General features: G+C 35.7%; 21 protein-coding genes. 4 read left to right on the top strand and 17 right to left on the bottom strand.

The features are described from left to right. From RHP76_RS12915 to pdxA, 13 genes are all read right to left on the bottom strand, one after another. Complete coding sequence (locus RHP76_RS12915; protein ID WP_311228360.1) at positions 1–1,188, bottom strand: glycosyltransferase family 4 protein; 1,188 nt, start codon at positions 1,186–1,188, stop codon at positions 1–3. Positions 1,189–1,191: 3 nt separating this feature from the next. Next, entirely contained in the window at positions 1,192–2,178 is a 987-nt protein-coding gene (locus RHP76_RS12910) for a WaaS/CpsH family glycosyltransferase (RefSeq protein ID WP_062675723.1), read from the bottom strand. Between the two features lie 4 nt (positions 2,179–2,182). Next, positions 2,183–2,929: a glycosyltransferase family 2 protein gene (locus tag RHP76_RS12905; RefSeq protein ID WP_062675724.1), complete on the bottom strand. Its 747-nt coding sequence runs from the start codon at positions 2,927–2,929 to the stop codon at positions 2,183–2,185. A gap of 53 nt (positions 2,930–2,982) precedes the next feature. Then, positions 2,983–3,747, bottom strand: a complete 765-nt coding sequence (locus RHP76_RS12900; RefSeq protein WP_311228359.1) for a polysaccharide deacetylase family protein — start codon at positions 3,745–3,747, stop codon at positions 2,983–2,985. A gap of 1 nt (position 3,748) precedes the next feature. Further along, the gene (locus RHP76_RS12895; protein WP_311228358.1) at positions 3,749–4,549 is read right to left on the bottom strand and encodes a glycosyltransferase family 2 protein; all 801 of its coding nucleotides are present in this window, start codon (positions 4,547–4,549) and stop codon (positions 3,749–3,751) included. Further along, positions 4,550–5,797 (bottom strand): ornithine--oxo-acid transaminase, encoded by a 1,248-nt coding sequence (gene rocD, locus RHP76_RS12890; protein ID WP_062675727.1) that lies wholly within the window; start codon positions 5,795–5,797, stop codon positions 4,550–4,552. It abuts the gene before it with no gap. A gap of 285 nt (positions 5,798–6,082) precedes the next feature. Further along, positions 6,083–7,216, bottom strand: a complete 1,134-nt coding sequence (locus RHP76_RS12885; protein ID WP_062675728.1) for an FAD-dependent oxidoreductase — start codon at positions 7,214–7,216, stop codon at positions 6,083–6,085. Positions 7,217–7,294: 78 nt separating this feature from the next. After that, positions 7,295–7,867, bottom strand: a complete 573-nt coding sequence (locus RHP76_RS12880; protein ID WP_065119699.1) for a Crp/Fnr family transcriptional regulator — start codon at positions 7,865–7,867, stop codon at positions 7,295–7,297. A 128-nt stretch (positions 7,868–7,995) separates the two neighbouring features. After that, complete coding sequence (accC, locus tag RHP76_RS12875) at positions 7,996–9,351, bottom strand: acetyl-CoA carboxylase biotin carboxylase subunit (protein WP_062675730.1); 1,356 nt, start codon at positions 9,349–9,351, stop codon at positions 7,996–7,998. Positions 9,352–9,449: 98 nt separating this feature from the next. Then, positions 9,450–9,932, bottom strand: a complete 483-nt coding sequence (gene accB / locus RHP76_RS12870; protein ID WP_034692974.1) for an acetyl-CoA carboxylase biotin carboxyl carrier protein — start codon at positions 9,930–9,932, stop codon at positions 9,450–9,452. A 127-nt stretch (positions 9,933–10,059) separates the two neighbouring features. After that, on the bottom strand, positions 10,060–10,263 hold the full coding sequence (rpmF, locus tag RHP76_RS12865; protein ID WP_002976251.1) for a 50S ribosomal protein L32: 204 nt from the start codon (positions 10,261–10,263) through the stop codon (positions 10,060–10,062). Between the two features lie 67 nt (positions 10,264–10,330). Further along, the gene (locus RHP76_RS12860; protein WP_062675731.1) at positions 10,331–10,861 is read right to left on the bottom strand and encodes a YceD family protein; all 531 of its coding nucleotides are present in this window, start codon (positions 10,859–10,861) and stop codon (positions 10,331–10,333) included. 84 nt (positions 10,862–10,945) lie between these two features. Next, positions 10,946–12,037 carry a 4-hydroxythreonine-4-phosphate dehydrogenase PdxA gene (pdxA, locus tag RHP76_RS12855; RefSeq protein WP_120232703.1) on the bottom strand — a complete coding sequence of 364 codons (1,092 nt, stop codon included), beginning with the start codon at positions 12,035–12,037 and terminating at the stop codon, positions 10,946–10,948. 48 nt (positions 12,038–12,085) lie between these two features. Here pdxA and RHP76_RS12850 point away from each other — a divergent pair, with 48 nt between their 5' ends. The 3 genes from RHP76_RS12850 to RHP76_RS12840 are packed head-to-tail and all read left to right on the top strand — an operon-like array spanning position 12,086 to position 14,818. After that, positions 12,086–12,670 (top strand): riboflavin synthase, encoded by a 585-nt coding sequence (locus RHP76_RS12850; protein WP_120232704.1) that lies wholly within the window; start codon positions 12,086–12,088, stop codon positions 12,668–12,670. Position 12,671: 1 nt separating this feature from the next. Next, positions 12,672–14,126, top strand: a complete 1,455-nt coding sequence (locus RHP76_RS12845; protein WP_062675734.1) for a HAMP domain-containing sensor histidine kinase — start codon at positions 12,672–12,674, stop codon at positions 14,124–14,126. Continuing rightward, positions 14,126–14,818: a tRNA1(Val) (adenine(37)-N6)-methyltransferase gene (locus tag RHP76_RS12840; RefSeq protein ID WP_311228357.1), complete on the top strand. Its 693-nt coding sequence runs from the start codon at positions 14,126–14,128 to the stop codon at positions 14,816–14,818. Before RHP76_RS12845 ends, RHP76_RS12840 begins: the two co-directional genes overlap by 1 nt. Positions 14,819–14,856: 38 nt before the next feature. On the opposite strand, the gene RHP76_RS12835 is transcribed toward RHP76_RS12840, so the two are convergent. Continuing rightward, positions 14,857–15,567, bottom strand: a complete 711-nt coding sequence (locus RHP76_RS12835; RefSeq protein WP_062675736.1) for a cell division ATP-binding protein FtsE — start codon at positions 15,565–15,567, stop codon at positions 14,857–14,859. Between the two features lie 154 nt (positions 15,568–15,721). Beyond that, entirely contained in the window at positions 15,722–15,880 is a 159-nt protein-coding gene (gene rpmH / locus RHP76_RS12830) for a 50S ribosomal protein L34 (RefSeq protein WP_002976260.1), read from the bottom strand. Between the two features lie 236 nt (positions 15,881–16,116). On the opposite strand from rpmH, the gene RHP76_RS12825 reads away from it, so the two are divergent. Beyond that, complete coding sequence (locus tag RHP76_RS12825; protein ID WP_062675916.1) at positions 16,117–17,121, top strand: DHH family phosphoesterase; 1,005 nt, start codon at positions 16,117–16,119, stop codon at positions 17,119–17,121. A 33-nt stretch (positions 17,122–17,154) separates the two neighbouring features. Here the strand turns inward: RHP76_RS12825 and RHP76_RS12820 are convergent, their stop codons facing one another. Together RHP76_RS12820 and RHP76_RS12815 are read right to left on the bottom strand one after the other, a co-directional pair. Then, positions 17,155–17,961 carry a patatin-like phospholipase family protein gene (locus RHP76_RS12820; protein ID WP_062675737.1) on the bottom strand — a complete coding sequence of 269 codons (807 nt, stop codon included), beginning with the start codon at positions 17,959–17,961 and terminating at the stop codon, positions 17,155–17,157. A gap of 71 nt (positions 17,962–18,032) precedes the next feature. Next, a complete protein-coding gene (locus RHP76_RS12815) occupies positions 18,033–18,815 on the bottom strand; it encodes an alpha/beta fold hydrolase (protein WP_062675917.1) in 783 nt (260 codons plus the stop codon). Positions 18,816–18,877 lie beyond the last annotated feature (62 nt).

Genomic DNA, 18,877 nt, shown 5'->3' with positions numbered 1-18,877 from the left:
TTATAATGTTTTAAGTTTTTCTTTTACTTCTTCAGGTGAAAATGCTCTCAGACTGTCCACAGAATTTCTGCTTAAAGTATTCCAAAGCTCTTCATCATTATTCAGCTGAATAATAGCCTCTGCGAAACTGTTCTCATCATTGGCAATCAGTACATTCTTTTTATCGGTAAGTTTCATTCCTTCAGCTCCTATATCCGTTGTCACCACAGGAAAAAAGTATTCAAAGGCCTGTCCGATTTTTCCTTTCACGCCAGCACCGAATCTTAAAGGTGCCACCATAATTTTCGAATTCATAAAGTGCTCTTCAATGCTTTCCACAAAACCTAAAAATTTAAACTTAGGAAATAGTTTAAGGTCAAGTTTTTCTGCAACATTCCCGATAATGCTTACTTCCAGTTCAGGATTGGTTTTCCAGACGATAGGCATTATTTTTTCATAGAGAAACTTTACTGCATCAATATTCGGCTCGTGAATAGAACCAATGAAGGTAATTCCCTTGCTTTCACTGAAGCTTTTTCGCTCAGAAATATCAATTTTAGGATAATGGATATTAGATATTGTAACGATCTTATTTTTGTCCGCATACTGGCTCATAATTTCTTTCTCCTTATCAGATATAGCAATGATATAATCCAGTTGTGGGGCAACGACAGTTTCCAGACGGAAAAAATGTTTATAATTCTTCTTTAAAGAAATACGGGTAGGTTCCAGTTCGATCGCTCTTTTAAACCTTAAAAAATGAATATCCACCATATCATAAATGAATTTGGCAGAAGGTAAAATGGCTTTCATTTTTTTATAAAAAAGATTCAGCGCCAGAGGGCCGTTGAACCAAACGTAATCTATCTTTTTAAAAGAAGACAGGAAATCATAAATATTCCTGTACTTATTGTTCTCTATGTAAACGATAACATTATGCTGCTGATAAAACTTCACATAAGAATCGTCTTCAAACATATGGGGTGCAAATAAAATGCAGTTGTATCCTAATTCTTTGTAAATAAATATAAGTTCTTTTAGTCTGTTAGCCCCGGATTCTTTATCGTGGGCAGGAAAATCTCTTGATGCAAACAGGATTGTTTTTTGGGAAGCGTCATATAGATTAATGTTGACTATATCCTTAGACTGAAGGTTTTTAAGTTTTTCTTTTCTTTCGAAGTGCTTTTTTATTTTTTTTAAGATTCCCATTTGTCAGTTTTTAGTATCGAGTTCAAAAACTTTATTTACCCAACTATCCAAAGTATATCTGTAGTAGATTTCTTCCGGAATTTTCTCGTAAGGTTTTTCAAAAAAAGATTTGTCAAGATTACTAATATTTTTGTTTAAAATCAAAATATTATTGGGATTGTAAAAATCATAGGTTTTAATGGCTTCATTATCAGTTATGATTTTCTTTTCCAGAGACATGGCTTCAAAAACTCTGAAACTGAGTCCATATTGCCCTTCACGCATCAGATCAAGTAGCACTTTTGAATTCTTATAATATTTTGGAAGATCATTATGCGGAATCTTCTTAATGCTGAACACCAGGAAAAGATTCTTAGGCACTGTCATGAACATATTGGTGAGCTGATGCTTCCAGGATTTTTTTCCAATGATCATAATCTGGAACTTCAATCCTTGTTCAATGAGCTTTTTAGCCAATAGTTTTATCAATGAAACCCTTCTGTTGTCATAAGAGGTAATGTAAAAAAGATCCATTTCAGGCTTTTGAGACTCTTTTGCACAATGCGGAAGATAAATATAATTGGTTAATTTTTCAAAGCCGTGTTTTTTAACATCAATATAATCAAAGGAAAATACTTTGTCAAAAAGATAGAGTTTGTCTTCCACAGGAACTCTTTCAAGATTATCGTAAAGATAGGTTACCAGACGGTCTGTAGATTTTCGGATTTTTTTAAGGGTAGACAGATCAAATGTATCAGGATTCATCACCAGAATCTGATCCTGATGCCCTAATTTTTCCAGAGAATCCAGAACATATTTCTGTCTTTTTTCAGTCTTAAGATTTTTGTTTAAAAAAGTTTTGCTTAAAGCATTTACAGCTCTTTCGTTGAAGTTGGAATGAGTAACGGTACTGATCTTTATATGATGAGCATCAATACCTCGCTGGCATAATGTTTCAACAATATACTTATCATAATCCCAAAAATCATAACTAATGATACAAATCTTCATTCAACTAATTTTGCTCTTTTTTTAATGATTCATAGGTTTCATAAACGCTTAAAGATTGCAGGTAAGATAACTGATAGCCTTCTTTTCCGTCTAAAATACCAAGTCTCATTATATAGGCTTTAAAAAATTTAAAAGCAGTTTTAAGATATTGAATCCAAACACTGTACTTTTTTCCTTTAGCAGCCAGTTCTTTCCCCTTTAAAACTCCGTAATGAATCATTTTTTTTTTGTAAGATTCATAATCTGAAACGGAGTAATGGAGTAATTTATTTTTTAAAACTCCAATGGTTCCATTAACCTCCAGAGTTTCATGTACCTTTTTTCCTGCCATATATCTGGCCTTCGATTTTCTGAATAGCCTGAAATTTTTATCAGACTGTGTTCCCGAAAAATGAATTGGTTTCTGGGCAAAAAAGAATTTCCTGTAAAAATAATAGGCATCTTTTTGCCCGGGTTTATTCAGCTTATCAATAATTTCCTGCTTCAGGGCTGGTGTAATTCTCTCATCACCATCCAAAAATAAAACCCAGTCATTGGTTGCAGTATCCAGAGCCAGATTTCTTTGCTTTGTAAAGTCTTCAAATTTATTCTGAATCACCTTTACATTGGGGAATTTCTTTGCAATTTCTACAGTGTTATCCGTGCTAAAAGAATCTACTACTATTATTTCATCGCAGAAATCAAAAGATTCCAGGACATCCTGTATATTTTTTTCTTCATTATATGTTATGATCAAACCACTTATATTCATCACAACGCTTTGTTTGACAGAGAAGTAAGTAAATACTTCCCTAAAATTGTTTTTTAAAATAGTTTTAGTCTGCCAAAGATAAGTTTTAATTTGAATTTTATAAGCGAATCTTTGCCTTTTATATCAATTCTACACAGTTCGTATGGGCGCTGGGTAGGGTAATAATTCACTTTATTTCCAATTCTTACTGCAAAATCAATTCCTAATTCTTTCAAAATAGAAAAAAATGCTAATTTATCATGTTTTTTTTGTGGATATTTTCCATAAGGATATGCCAAAACCTTTGAATATCTTATATTTTCGGCATCGAGAATCTCCATGTTTTTTTTTAGATCTTTTTCTATAAAGTCTAAAGACACGTTTCTTACATTTTCATGGGCATGGCTATGAAGGGCAATCTCAAAATATTTTTTATCCAGACTTCTGATTTCATCAAAGGTCATCATTGAATAATTATTATATCCCTTTTCAATAAATCCTGTTGGAATAAAAATTGTTGCCTTCAGATTATACTTTTTCAGTAAATAGGGGAGATACTCAAGGTTGTTTCTATATCCATCATCAAAGGTGATGACAATGTTTCTTTTTGCTGAAAGAGTAAGTTCCGAAAAAAAATATGAAGTATATTTTTTCGAACTCAGATATGAAAACTGCTGTTCAAGATTTTTTAAACTGACGGTAAGATCTTCATGACTTTCTTTTTCAACCTGGTGATACATAAGAATGACCAGTCTGTTGTAGGGAAAGGCAAATAAATAGAGACGGAAATATACAACGATAAGTACCGCCAATAAAAGAGGAATAAGATGCAGAATCATACTATTTTACTGTATTTTTTTCAATTTCCTGCAACCGTATTTTTTCGTACAGTCGTGTTTTTTCATGCAATTTTATGTATTTCAGGAAGGTGTAATAAGACATTGTTTTGGCAATGTAAAATCCTGGAAATCCATCCAGAAAACCAAGTTTGAAAATAAAAACCTTAATAAACTCAAACATTGGGCTTACAATAATTTTAAATCTATTGATTCTTTTTCCTCTCTCAAACATCTTTTCAGCCATCATATCCGAATATTTATTGATTTTCGAAACATGATGATGAATGCTTTTATAAGTATAATGATCCAGCTTTCCTTCCATAAGACCCACTTTCTCATCAGTAATCAAAAATTCATGGACTTTATCATCAGAATACTTTGCATATTTTTTTCTGAAAAGCCTTTCACGGCATACATTTCCCCAACCACCAAATCGGATCAGGTGAATCCCAAGATGATTGTTGAATTTTGCTTTATACACATTGAATCCGGTGCTTCCAGAAGAAGTAATGCGTTGTATAGATCTTTTCAGAGTTTCATCAGGAACTTCGTCGGCATCCAGAAACAAGACCCATTCATGGGAACATAGAGCAAGGGCATGGTTTTTTTGTTCACCATACCCATTAAATTTTTTCTCAAAGAATTTTACCTGAGGATATTTTTGAGTGCAAATCTCTTTGGTCTTATCTGTAGAAAAGCTGTCGACAATAATTATTTCATCTACAATATCTGTTAATGAATCTAAAAGTCTTACAATATTCTCTTCTTCATTATAAGTAATGATTGCAAGGGAAAGAGCCATTTATTTATACTCAAGAATTGTCTTCTCAATAATTTTCACACAATCCAGCAATTGCTCTTCAGTAATTACCAATGGCGGTGCAAGTCTGATGATATTGCCATGCGTAGGTTTTGCCAGCAATCCGTTTTCTTTTAATTGCAAGCAAAGGTTCCATGCAGTAGAACTATCAGGGGTATCATTGATAAGGATAGCATTTAAAAGACCTTTTCCTCTTACTTTGGTAATAAGGTCTGTCTTTTCAATAAGCTTCTCTATTTCAGCTCTGAAAAGCTTTCCTAACTCTTCTGCTCTTTCAGACAGTTTTTCATCAGCTACCACATCCAATGCTGCCACTGCTACTGCACAGGCAATAGGGTTTCCTCCGAATGTAGAACCGTGTTGTCCCGGTTTGATAACATTCATGATGTTATCATTTGCTAATACAGCAGATACAGGATACATTCCTCCGGAAAGTGCTTTTCCTAAAATCAGGATATCCGGCTGTACATTTTCGTGGTGGCATGCAATCAGTTTTCCTGTTCTTGCAATACCTGTCTGAACTTCATCAGCAATGAAAAGAACATTGTATTTTTTACATAATTCAGAAGCATTTTTAAGGAAGTTTTCATCCGGAACATATACTCCGGCTTCTCCCTGAATAGGTTCTACAAGGAATGCCGCAATATTTCCAGCTTCTCTGCTCAGAACTTCTTCTAAGGCTGCAATATCGTTATAAGGAATTTTGATAAATCCTGGCGTAAAAGGTCCGTAGTTTTGGTTGGCATCCGGATCGTTAGAGAAAGAAACAATAGTTGTCGTTCTTCCGTGGAAATTGTTTTCGCAAACGATAATTTTCGCTGCGTTTTCAGCAATTCCTTTTACTTCATAACTCCACTTTCTGGCTAGTTTTACAGCAGTTTCCACAGCTTCAGCTCCGGAATTCATTGGTAAAACTTTATCAAATCCAAAAAGAGTTGTTATTTTCTGCTCATATTCTCCTAATTTAGAGTTGTAGAAAGCTCTTGAAGTTAAAGCAAGCTTTTGGGCCTGTTCTACCAAAGCACCTACGATTTTAGGGTGAGAATGTCCTTGGTTCACGGCAGAATATGCTGAAAGAAAATCATAGTACCTTTTACCTTCCACGTCCCAAACGAAAACACCTTCTCCGCGGTCCAGAACTACTGGAAGTGGGTGATAGTTGTGTGCTCCATGTTTGTCTTCAAGGTCAATAAAATACTGCGAGTTTTTTGTTTGTTCTGCTGTTGACATATATTTTGGTTTTCAACAAATTTACGCAATATTAATGATACTCATAAACAAAAATAGAGTAGAGTATAAGGCTGTGATTAGAGTATATTTTGAGGTAAAATGAATCCTCTAATGGAAAATATTTTCTTAACGGATAACAGTTGCAGGTATTCTATCTTTAAGAATAAGAAATTTATACTGAGAAGATAATTCTACATTTTAATTATTCCGATATTGATTTGCTGTTCCATCAGGACTATAATTTTTAAATGCTGTTCCCTAAGTAGCTTTTGATTAGGGTTTATCTTATAAATTGTTCTGGTACGAAATATCAAAAACTTTTTCCATTTGTTTTTCGTTAACAGAGCCAGGTGTTGCCTTTAGTAAAGTATTACGGAGCCAAACCGCCAGACTGTTCTCATAGTGTGAAATTTTACCGATGGCTGAGCTTGTGTTAACAATGTAATGCGCTTTTTTCATACGCAGTTTTTCGTATTGAGTGAAGACTTCATCCACGTTTTTCCCTTCACCAAAAAGTTTTCCTAGGATATATGCATCTTCAACGGCCTGGCAGGCACCTTGTCCCATATTAGGAGTCGTTGCATGGGCTGCATCGCCAATCAGGCAAACACGGTCTTTTTGCCATTGATAAATCGGTTCCAAATCGATAATGTCACTAACAAATATTTTTTCTTGCGGTGTTACGGAAATCATTCTTGGAATTTCGGGATTAAATTCAGCAAAAAGCTCAGCAAGATTATTGGGATTTTTGACCAGGTGCTCGTTAACCACAGCGTACCAGTAAACTTTGTGATCACTAATTTTCACGAAGCCGAAGCGTCTGCCTTTTCCCCAGGCTTCATAAGCATGGTGATTATATTTTTCTGTCCAATCAGATTCGATGACGCCACGCCAGCATTTTTGCTTGGAAGATCTGAGTTTTCCAATATTTAAAATTTGATGACGTACTACTGATTTAATTCCATCTGCTCCAATAACAGCATCTGCATTAGCGATAGTTCCGTCTTCAAAAGTGAGTTGATAACCGTTTTCCTGTTCGATTTTGGATAAACGTTTAGAAAGTTCAATGTTTTTAAAACCAATTTCTTCAGTTAGAATATTTTGTAAATCAGCACGATGGATGGCAGTGTTGCTTACTCCATATTTACTTTCGAATGTATTCAGTTGTACGTCCGATATGGTTTTGAGCTGTGGATCAGTAATGTTAATAGTTGAAATTTTATGACCTGCCATTTCGATTTTGTGGCGAATGCTTAGTTTGTCAAAAATCTGCATGGCATTATTAGCCATAATGATTCCGGCGCCCACAGGTTTTATTTCGGGTGCACTTTCGTAAACGGTAACGTCCAGATTATTTTTTTGTAAGGCTAAAGCTGTTGTCAAACCACCAATTCCGCCACCGATAATTGCTATTTTCATTGTGATTGCATTTATATTATGAGGCAAAATTAAGGGCTGAAAAAACCAAAAACGTTCACTTAAGTTAATTTTCTGAAATTAGCAAATTCTTTTCCGGATTCTGCTCAACGATTGTGGCGTAATTCCTAAATATGACGAAATATATTTCTGTGGAATTTTGTTCAAGATTTCGGGTGACTTTTTCAAAAGATTGATATAGCGTTCTTCCGGTGTATAAAAAAACAGTTCGTCAAGCCTTTGTTTTGCATCCAGAAAAGCTAGATCCGATATGCGTTTTGCCAGCCCAAGCCAGCAAATATCTTTCTGAATTAAAATCTCAACATCTTTTTTATCAAAATATAAAACTTCAGTTTTTAGAAGAGCCTGTATAATTGCCATTGATTTTTTTCCGGTAATATAGCTTGCGTAATCACCAATTACATCATTATTCACCTGCAAAAGATAGCTGATATCCTCGCCTTTCTCGTTGATATAATAAATCCGGACGGCGCCATTCAAAATGAGTCCTAAACGATCAAATACTCCATTTTTAGGTACTATCATTTTGTTTTTATCATAAGTTACGATATAGCAAATATCCAAAAATTCCTTCGCACGCTCCATAGAAATCTGAAGTGTCTCTGCTAATTTCTCCTGTATTGCTGATGTCATCGCTCCTATGTCGGTTTTAATTGATACTACAAAAATAACTTTTCCTGCTTTATTAGAACGAAATAGAGTATAAAACTGAAGAAGGCGCCTTTTCGGACGCCTTCTTTTTATATGAATGATAATTCTTTTTAGTGATTATCGTATTTTCTATCCATTACAAAATCTTCCATGAATTTTGTAGTATAGTTTCCTGAAAGATAATCTTCATTATCCATCAGCTGTCTGTGGAAAGGAATAGTTGTTTTTACTCCTTCAATATAGAATTCTTCAAGAGCACGTCTCATTTTTGCAATAGCTTCTTCACGGGTCTGAGCCGTAGTGATAAGCTTGGCAATCATAGAGTCATAGTTAGAAGGAATTGTATATCCGGAATAAACGTGAGTGTCTACTCTGATTCCGTGTCCTCCAGGGATATTTAATCCTGTGATTTTTCCCGGAGACGGTCTGAAGTCTGCGTAAGGGTCTTCTGCGTTGATTCTACATTCGATTGAATGTAATTTAGGATAATAGTTAATTCCTGAAATAGGAGTTCCTGCAGCAAGAAGAATTTGTTCTCTGATCAGGTCATAATCAATTACCTGCTCAGTGATAGGGTGCTCTACCTGGATTCTTGTATTCATTTCCATGAAATAGAAATTTCTGTGTTTGTCTACAAGGAATTCGATAGTTCCTACACCTTCATATCCAATGAATTCAGCAGCTTTTACGGCAGCTTCTCCCATTTTCTCACGAAGTTCGTCTGTCATGAAAGGAGAAGGTGTTTCTTCAGTTAATTTCTGATTTCTTCTCTGTACAGAACAGTCTCTTTCAGAAAGGTGGCACGCTTTACCGAATTGGTCACCCGCAACCTGAATTTCGATGTGTCTAGGCTCTTCAATCAGTTTTTCCATATACATACCTCCGTTTCCAAAGGCAGCTACAGCTTCCTGAATAGCAGATTCCCAGTGATCTTTAAGGTCTTCAGCTTTCCAAACAGCTCTCATTCCTTTACCTCCACCACCAGCAGTAGCTTTGATCATGACAGGGTAACCTGTTTCTTCAGCTACTTTTACAGCGTGTTCGTAAGATTCGATCAATCCGTCAGAACCTGGTACACATGGTACACCTGCTGCTTTCATGGTAGCCTTAGCATTTGCTTTGTCTCCCATTTTTTCAATCTGTTCAGGAGAAGCACCAATAAATTTGATACCGTTCTTCTGGCAGATTCTTGAGAAGTTAGCATTTTCAGATAAGAATCCGTAACCTGGGTGAATCGCATCAGCATTGGTAATTTCCGCAGCAGCAATAATGTTAGGGATTTTAAGATATGAGTCTTTACTCATTGCAGGGCCAATACATACTGCTTCATCAGCAAATCTTACGTGAAGACTGTCTTTATCAGCAGTAGAGTATACCGCAACGGTTTTGATCCCCATTTCTTTACAAGTACGTAAAATACGCATTGCAATTTCGCCTCGATTGGCTATTAATATTTTTTTGAACATCTTCTTCAATTTGAAAATTAGATAATTTGAAAATTAGATAATGTTATTTTAATGTAGAATTTAATCTAACATCTAATGTCTAACATCTAACTTCTAAATTAAGATGGATCTACTAAGAATAAAGGTTGGTCATACTCTACAGGAGTAGCGTCATCCACTAAAATTTTAACAATTTTTCCGCTGATTTCAGATTCAATCTGGTTGAATAGTTTCATTGCTTCAATAACACAAACTACTTTACCAACAGAAACTTCGTCACCTACATTTACGAATACATCTTTATCAGGAGATGGTTTTCTATAGAAAGTACCAATCATTGGAGATTTGATTGTTACATATTTGCTGTCATCAGATGCAGCTTCAGCTTTTTCAGCAACAGGAGCGGCCGGAGTTGCAACAGGTGCCGGAGCAGCTACCGCTTGTGGAGCAGTGTGGTATACTGCAGGTTGTGCATAAACAGCATCGCTTCCAGCTAATGGAGTTTTAATAGTGATTTCGAAATCTTTAGTTTTGTACTTCACTTCTGATACTTCAGCCTTAGATACAAACTTGATAAGATTTTGTATGTCTTTAATGTCCATAAATTTGATATTTGATTTGATGTCAAAGATACCAAAAAAACGTAAAAAACAACAAAAAACCGCCAAATTTTATCAAAATTGGGCGGTTTTTGTATTAAAATGAGGCTTTTTCAGCGAAAAGCGACTCTTAGTTTTCTTCAGTAGCAGCTACTTCTTTTTCCAATACTACTTTACCTCTGTAGTATAATTTTCCTTCATGCCAGTGAGCTCTGTGGTATAGGTGAAGCTCTCCTGTTGTTGCATCTTTAGCTAATTGAGGAACTACAGCTTTGTAGTGAGTTCTTCTCTTATCTCTTCTTGTAGACGACTGTCTTCTCTTTGGATGTGCCATTTTCTAATAACTTTTTTAATTGATGAGCGATGAGATTCATCATCTCATCATATTTAAATTATTCTATTTAATTATTGTCTTTTAATTTTCTTAAAGCATCCCATCTAGGGTCACTTTCATGTTCTTCTTCTTCAGTTACCTCAATATCTTTAGGACTGAACTGGTCAAGAATTTTAAGATCTTCATCACTTACATTCGGTGAAATCTTTTTCATCGGAATAGAAAGCATTACATTTTCGTAAATCAAATGTGCTACATTGAAAGCATGCTCTGCAGTAGGAATAGTAATAACATCTTCATTGCTGTCATCATATTCTTCCCCGAAATTCACCAGAATTTTGATTTCATTCTCAATAGGATAGTCGAAATTTTCATTTGTGATATCACAAACCAACTCAACCCATCCATTAATTTTAATCTCAAATTCTAAAAAAGTAGTGTGTTTATCAAGTGATACATTCACTTCTATTCTAGGATTTGTAAATTCCTGCTCAGTGTCAAATAATTGAAAGAACGTTTTATCTATCTCAAACTTGAACTCGTGTTTTCCGTTTTTAAGTCCGGAAAAGCTTACGTCATAGTTTCTTAACTTGTCCATAAAATGAGTGTGCAAAAATATGCATTTTTTTTATAATAACAAATAAAATCTGAAACAAATTAATTTAAAATTTGTTTTAAAGATTTATGCTTCAGTTTCCTCCGGTAGATCTTCATCTATTCCATTGTCTACAGCCATTTTTCTAGGCTGAAGGCGGTCATTCATCAGTTCGCTGTATTCACTTCTGTTCTTGAAAACCTTGATCGCTGTGAAGATTGCTTCTGTAAAACTCTGCTCATCGGCCACATTTTTTCCTGCAATATCGTAAGCAACTCCGTGATCGGGAGATGTTCTGATAAAAGGAAGTCCCGCAGTATAATTTACTCCTTCCTCATAGGCTAATGTTTTGAAAGGAGCCAGTCCCTGGTCATGATACATCGCCAAAACAGCATCGAAATTTTTGTATTTACTCGGCTGGAAAAAGCTGTCTGCCGGGAAAGGCCCGAATGCCAGTATTCCATTGTCAGAAAGTTCTTTAATAGCCGGGCTGATGATTTCAATTTCTTCGTTTCCGATTACACCTCCGTCTCCTGCGTGAGGATTTAATCCTAATACGGCAATTTTTGGTTTTTGAATACAGAAATCTTCGATAAGCGTTTGATTTAATACTCTGATCTGTTTCTTTATTTTTTCCTTGGAAATATTTTCAGCTACCTGTGCAATAGGAATATGATGCGTGGAAACAGCTACTTTAAGATCTTCAGTAACAAGGAACATTAATCCTTTTTTGTTGAATTTCTCTTCAAAATACCCTGTATGTCCCGCATGTTTGAATCCCATTTTTACCATTTCATCTTTGTTGATCGGAGCAGTTACCAATACGTCAATATCTCCATTCGTCAAAGCTTCAGTAGCTGCTTCTAAAGAATCAATCGCCATTTTCGTAGATTCTTCAGTAGGAACTCCCAATTCTACATTCACGTTTTCTTTGGTAAGGTTAACCATATTAAGTTTCCCAGCCTGTGCCTGTGAAGGTTCGTTAACGTAGTTGAAATTAAGATTCAGCTTAAAAATATTTTTCTGATAAGTGAATAATTTTCCCGAACCAAAAATTACAGGAGTGAAAAAATCTGTAATAGTTTTGTCTTTCAGAGACTTCATAATGATCTCCGGGCCGATGCCATTGAAATCACCGATTGAAATTCCTACTCGTACTTTATGGTTTTTTGGGCTCATTTTGATTATCTTTGAAGATTATAATTTACAAATTTAGCAAAAAATAATATGTTCACAGGAATTATTGAAGCAGTTGGTGTTATTGAGAAGATTGAAGAAAAAGGAAGCAATATAGATTTTACCCTGACTTGCCCTTTTACAAATGAACTGAAAATAGATCAGAGCCTTGCTCACAATGGCTGTTGTCTTACAGTTGTTGAAATAAAAGACAATCATTATGTGGTGACGGCAATCAATGAAACATTGGAAAAAACCAACCTTGGAAAATGGGAATTGGGAACCGTTGTCAACCTTGAACGCTGCATGAAGATGGATGGAAGACTCGATGGTCATATTGTTCAGGGACATGTTGATAAAACCGGTGAAGTGGTGAGTATCGAAAATAAAGACGGAAGCTATTTTATTACTATGAAGTACGAAAATGACGGAAGTTTTGTAACGGTACCTCAGGGATCAATTACCGTAAACGGAATCAGTCTTACTGTTGCTAAAAGCGAAGATGCTCAGTTTTCCGTAGCCATTATTCCTTACACCTGGGAATTCACAAATATGAAACATTTGAAAATTGGTGACAAAGTAAACCTGGAATTTGATATCATTGGTAAGTATATTGCTAGGTTAATTAAAAAGTAGAATGTCAATAAATAAGTATAAAGGATATAGCTTAAGAAACCGGGTGTTTTTCGGTTTCTTGCTGGTATGTTTTTTAAGTGTCGTTGCTACATCACTTGTTCCTTACTTTGTATTGAGAAATCATTCTTTACAGCAGAGTAATATCGATATGCAGGATAAAACCAATGCTGTCATGCGATATCTGGACTATGCGGTAAGCCAGAAACTTATTGAAACAAAAGATCTTCCGGAAGTTTTAGGGAATAAAATCTTTGAAATAGCGGATATCAACCAGCATGACATTTTTATTTATGATCTGAAAGGAAACTATTTGCTTTCCAACAAAGATGAAGGATTGGTGGAGCAGAAAACAATTCCTATAGAAATCATCAATAAGATTCTGTCTACCGATGCAAGGGTAGATATGGTGAATTATGATGCAGCTAAGGATGCAAAATTGACTTCTTCCTATCTTTTGCTGAAAAATAATGAACTTGAACCTATCGGAATTGTTTATATCCCTTTATATCATAATGAATCTGCTTATCTGGAGGTTCTGCACCAGTACGTAAAGTATATTCTTTTAGTCGATATATTTCTTATCCTTTTTAGTATATGGATTAGCTGGGTTACGTCTAATAGTCTTGCCAAAACCATTACGAAATTCTCTGATATGATTACCCGTATTACTTTGTTTGAAAATGAAATGCGCCCTATCAGATATTATAAGAATGATGAGCTTAATGCTTTGGCAAGAGCTTATAACAGAATGATTCTACAGATTCAGGACCAGAAAGAAAGACTTAGATTCAAAGCATCCGAAGAAGCGTGGAGAGAAATGGCCAAGCAGGTAGCTCATGAGGTGAAAAATCCGTTGACGCCAATGAAGTTGACCATTCAGAATTTTGAAAGAAAATTTGATCCTGAAGACCCGAATATCAGAGAAAGGGTAAAGCAAATGAGTAAAACTATTGTTGATCAGATTGACCTGATTGCTACAGTAGCCTCAGCATTCTCAGAATTTGCCAAACTTCCTGAAAAAAATAATGAAGTGATCAATCTGAATACGGAAGTTGAAGATATTCTACGTGTATTCAATGATGACAGTATTTTCATGCATGCCAATAAGACGAATATAATGATCAATATGGACAGAATTTATCTTTCCAGAATCATTACAAACCTTGTTACCAATGCAAAACAGGCAGAGAGTGATCAGAGAAAACTCATTATCAATGTAGATGTGGAGCAGCATCAAAGAAGGGTGATTATCTCTGTTCAGGATAACGGAGTCGGGATTCCTGAAAATATGTACGAAAGAATTTTTGAACCGAATTTTACATCTAAAAGCAGTGGGATGGGGCTTGGCTTATCCATGGTGAGAAAAATGATAGAGGATTATAAAGGTGAGATCTCCGTGAAATCAGAAGTGGGGAAGGGGTCTACATTCATTATTACACTGCCTACCAATTTATAGTGAAGCTTTTTACATTTAAACAATTTGAAATTCAGCAGTCTAAAGACGTCTTCCGTGTAGGAACAGACGGTGTTCTGCTTGGTGCTTTGGCGGATGTTGAAAATGCTTCCAGTATTTTGGAAGTAGGAACAGGCACAGGACTAATTTCTCTTATGCTGGCACAAAGAAATCTACAGGCGGAATTTTTAGGGCTGGATATTAATGATGATGCTGCCAAGCTTACCCAGCTCAATTTTGAAAATTCTCCTTTTCATGCCAGGTTGAAAAACAGTCATCAGGACTTTAAAACTTTTGAAACGGAAGATCGTTTTGATCTTATTGTATCCAATCCTCCGTATTTTGAAGAATCAGGATCTGAAAAAGATAAAATTGCTCGTCAGACCGTAGAATTGAACTTCATGCAGTTGATCAGTAAGGCGGCAGAATTATTGTCAGAAAAAGGGATGTTTTCTGTAATCATACCTGTGGAAGCAGGGGAAGTTTTTATTTCAATCGGTAAGGAAAATAAACTGCATCTGAACAGAAAAGTGAGTATTAGAGGAATTGAAAATGCAAAGGCAAAAAGATTGATTCTGGAGTTTTCATCACAAGTAAAAGAAGTTAACGAGTCTGATTTTATTATAGAAAAAAGTCCGAGACAATACTCGGACCAATATCTTGAACTCACCAAAGAGTTTCATGTTTTTAAATAGAGAAGTTAGTTATTTCTGACCTTCTTATTTTTTTATTCTTATTCGAATAATTCTGAAGTATCCAATACAGAAACTTTTCCGTCTTCACATCTGATGGCTTCACCAGGGAAGTTCTGAATCATGTGGTAATCATGTGTTGCCATTACTACAGCAGCTCCATTTTCAAGGGCAACCTGCTTTAATAGCGTCATAATTTCGTTAGAAGTCTCAGGGTCAAGGTTTCCTGTTGGCTCATCGGCTAAGATAAGATCCGGATGGTTAAGAAGAGCTCTCGCAATGGCAATACGCTGTTGCTCTCCTCCGGAAAGTTCGTGAGGCATTTTGTGCTTCTTGCTTTTCATGTTCACGCTTCCTAAAACCTCATTGATACGGTCTTCCATTTTTACTTTGTCATTCCATCCTGTCGCTTCAAGAACGAACTTAAGGTTTTTCTCAACTGTCCTGTCTGAAAGTAACTGGAAATCCTGGAATACGATACCTAGTTTTCTTCTTAAGTTAGGGATGTCAGAGGGCTTTAGTTTTGCCAGATCAAATCCTACAACAGCTCCGTGTCCTGATGCTAATGGAATGTGTCCGTAAAGCGTTTTCAGTAGGGAACTTTTTCCGGAACCTGTTTTTCCGATAAGGTAGCAGAATCTACCTTTCTTTATATTAAGATTTACATCAGAAAGTACAGTAAAGTTTTTTTGCGCAATCTTTGCATTTTGTAAACTTATAATATTGTCTCCGGCGATATTTGTATGTGGCATAATTAAATTTTAAAGGCTGTTTTCTAACAAAAAAATTTCAATCTTTAAAAATAGAAAAAAGAAGTCTATTTGACTCTAATTTTAGTAAATTTTAACAACAAAAAATGCCTGAAAAGGAACTTCTCAAGCATGTTTTGTATATGATAATTAGAAATTATCTCTTAGCGCGTGCAGCACTTACAGTTAATCTCTTTCTGCCTTTAGCTCTTCTCGCAGCCAAAACTCTTCTTCCATTTGGCGTAGACATTCTTTCTCTGAAACCGTGTTTGTTTCTTCTCTTTCTTTCTGATGGCTGGAATGTTCTTTTACTCATTACTATATGTTTAAATCGTAATTAATCTATTAATTTTCAGGTTGCAAAGATATATAAATTTTTATAAGTTACAAACTTTAATTATCTTTTTTTAAAATTAAATGTAATGTTTTTTGGTCGGGTATTAACAAACCCTCATCACAAAACCATTTTTCCGGCACAAAAATAATATTTAAATGATTTATATAAAAGCTCTATCTTTGAAAACTTTAATTTTAACGAAAAATAAACACCGGATGTTTACACCAGCAGAACTTTTAGATATCAATACATTACTTACCCAGGATAGCAGAATAGTGATCCTTACCCATTATAACCCGGATGGAGATGCTATTGGTTCAAGCTTGGGATTAAAACATTATCTGAAAGCAAAAGGAATTCATGCAGAGGTTATCGTACCTAATGATTTTCCGAAATTTCTGAAATGGATGCCGGAATCTAAAAAAGTTATTATTGCAGAATATAAAAGAAAACTGGCTGCTGATATGATTGCGGGAGCAGATGTTATTTTCTGTCTGGATTTTAATTCCCCGTCAAGAATCGGATTATTGGGAGACTGGTTGGTAAAAGCTCCGGGGAAGAAAATTCTTATTGATCATCACCAACAGCCGGAACAATTTGATTTTGTGTATTCTGATACAGTCATTCCTGCCACTTCACAGATGATTTATCATTTCATTGAAGCAATGGAGGATGAAAAGCTGGTGAACCAGGATATGGCAGAATGCCTTTATACCGGAATCATGACGGATACAGGAGGTTTCCGTTTTCGTTCTACCAGCGCTACTACCCACAGAATTATCGCTAATCTTATCGAACATGGTGCAGATCCTGCCATGATCACTTCCAATACATGGGATACCAATACGGTTTCCCGTCTGCATTTGCTTGCTTTAGTTCTTGGAAGAATAGAAGTAGTGAATGACGGAACAGTGGCTGTGTTAAGCCTTACCAGAAATGAACTGAAAGAATTTGGTTTTCAGAAAGGAGATACGGAAGGTTTTGTGAATTATGGTTTGAGTATTGCTGGAGTGAAAATGTCAGCATTCTTTATGGAAGATCTGTACGAAGACTTCGTTAAAATTTCTTTCAGAAGTAAAGATGATGTGGATGTGAACCAATTCTCAAGAAAATATTTCAATGGTGGCGGGCATATTAATGCAGCCGGAGGGAAATCTTTAGATTCTTTAGCGGGAACGATCGTCAACTTCAAAGAAAAAGTAAAAGAGGAAGGTTTATAGAGGCAAAAATCTGTAAATTTTTCTGATTAACTTCTAAATACTTCTACGAAACCCCTTTTCTTCAAGCTCCTGGCAGGTATAATCATACACTTGCTGAAACATTTCATCCATATATCTTTTGTTGAAAAGACTGTATTTCGTCATTTTGGGCGGATCAAGAAAAATATTGCAGTATTTTGCTTTAGAATAGACCGACTTTGCGATCGCTAAGTGAAGGATTCTGTCGAATTCTTTCATCAGGCTCATCTTGCTTAACTCATCATAGCTGATGGAATTGACATGAGAGGCAATCAGAAAATTACATTTATCCATGATAGGCTCAATGGGAAGGTTATCCAGAACGCCGCCGTCTACATAAATTTTCTCACCAATTCTTACCGGTGGAAGAATAAAAGGAACGCTTGAGGAAGCCAGTAATGGTCCAAAAAGCTCTCCTTCAGAAAAGAAGTCTACGATGCCATGCGTCATTTCCGTGGCAGCTACATACACCGGAATTTTTAAAATACCGAAATTGTCTTCAGGGAAATAATCTTTGAACAGTTTTAAAATAAAATTGGAACTGAAGATTCCGTTTTTGGATAATTTTAAAGATGACCTGGAAAAAAAAGAAGTTTGCTTGACAATTTCCATCATCTCTTCCGGCGTTTTTCCAAAAGAATAAAAAGCACCAATGATGGATCCTGCGCTGGTTCCTGAAATAATGTGTGGTTTCAGATTGTATTCTTCCAAAGCTTTCAGTACGGCAATATGAGCAATCCCACGCATTCCTCCGCCTGAAAGTGTAAGTCCGATAACCGGTGGTGCCGGTGGTTTCTTTTTTTTGAATGAAAATAAAGCCATTACCCAAATTATCCTCTACTAATATACAGGATTTTTTGTTATGCACAGCTTAATTTGTCAGGTAACCTGTTTTATAAAACCAGTTTTTTAGGAAGATTGTGAAGAAGTTCTGTATTGATGATTTCTGCACAGATTCCTGGCTTTTCCCAATGACCGTTGTGTCCGCAGTCCAGGATATAAGATTTGATATTCGTTCTGTCCGGAAGATGTTTGATCATCATATCCGTTTTTACCGCATTATCATGTTTACCCGCCAGTACTAAGATTTTAGCTTCCAGGTTTTCAAGGACATGTTTTTTGTCGGTTCTTTCTACCATACCCTTTACGCAGGAAAGAGCACCTAAATTATTGGTGGAAAGGGCTGTTTCAAGTGCAGTTTCTATTTTACCTTCCAGAATGTCTCTTTCATTCGGATTGAATAAATTAGGTACTCCGGCTCTTGCATAATGGGCAAAAGCATCCTTGATGATTCTGTAGCTTTTGATTCGCTGCTGTTTTTTCTCTTCATCATCCGGAAAATACGTAGAGAAAAATAATGTAAGACTTTTTAAAGAATCAGGATACTTTTCTGCAAAAGCGAGAGATGTATATCCTCCCATAGAATGTCCCAGAAGATGTATTTTTTCTAAATGCTGATCATCCAATACTTTTTTTACTTCTTCAGCCATCAGTTCCATGGTGTGAACTTCAGCCAGAATTTCAGACTGTCCATGGCCGGGAAGGTCAATTTTGAGCAGTGAAAAATCTTTGGAAAGGTGATGTTCCATATCACTCCAGATGGATAGATTTTCCATAAATCCGTGAAGAAGTACCAACGTTTCTTTTCCGTTTCCTTTTCTTTCAAAGTTCAGCATGATTCCAAAATTTAGAAGGTTAAAAATAATACAGCAGCTTACATACTGTGGATCTGTTTCTC

This window comes from Chryseobacterium sp. SG20098, from assembly GCF_031844745.1.
In the GTDB taxonomy this organism is placed as follows: domain Bacteria; phylum Bacteroidota; class Bacteroidia; order Flavobacteriales; family Weeksellaceae; genus Chryseobacterium; species Chryseobacterium cucumeris.
Note: the sequence above shows the minus strand (reverse complement) of the source record. Positions and strands in the feature narration are given on the sequence as shown.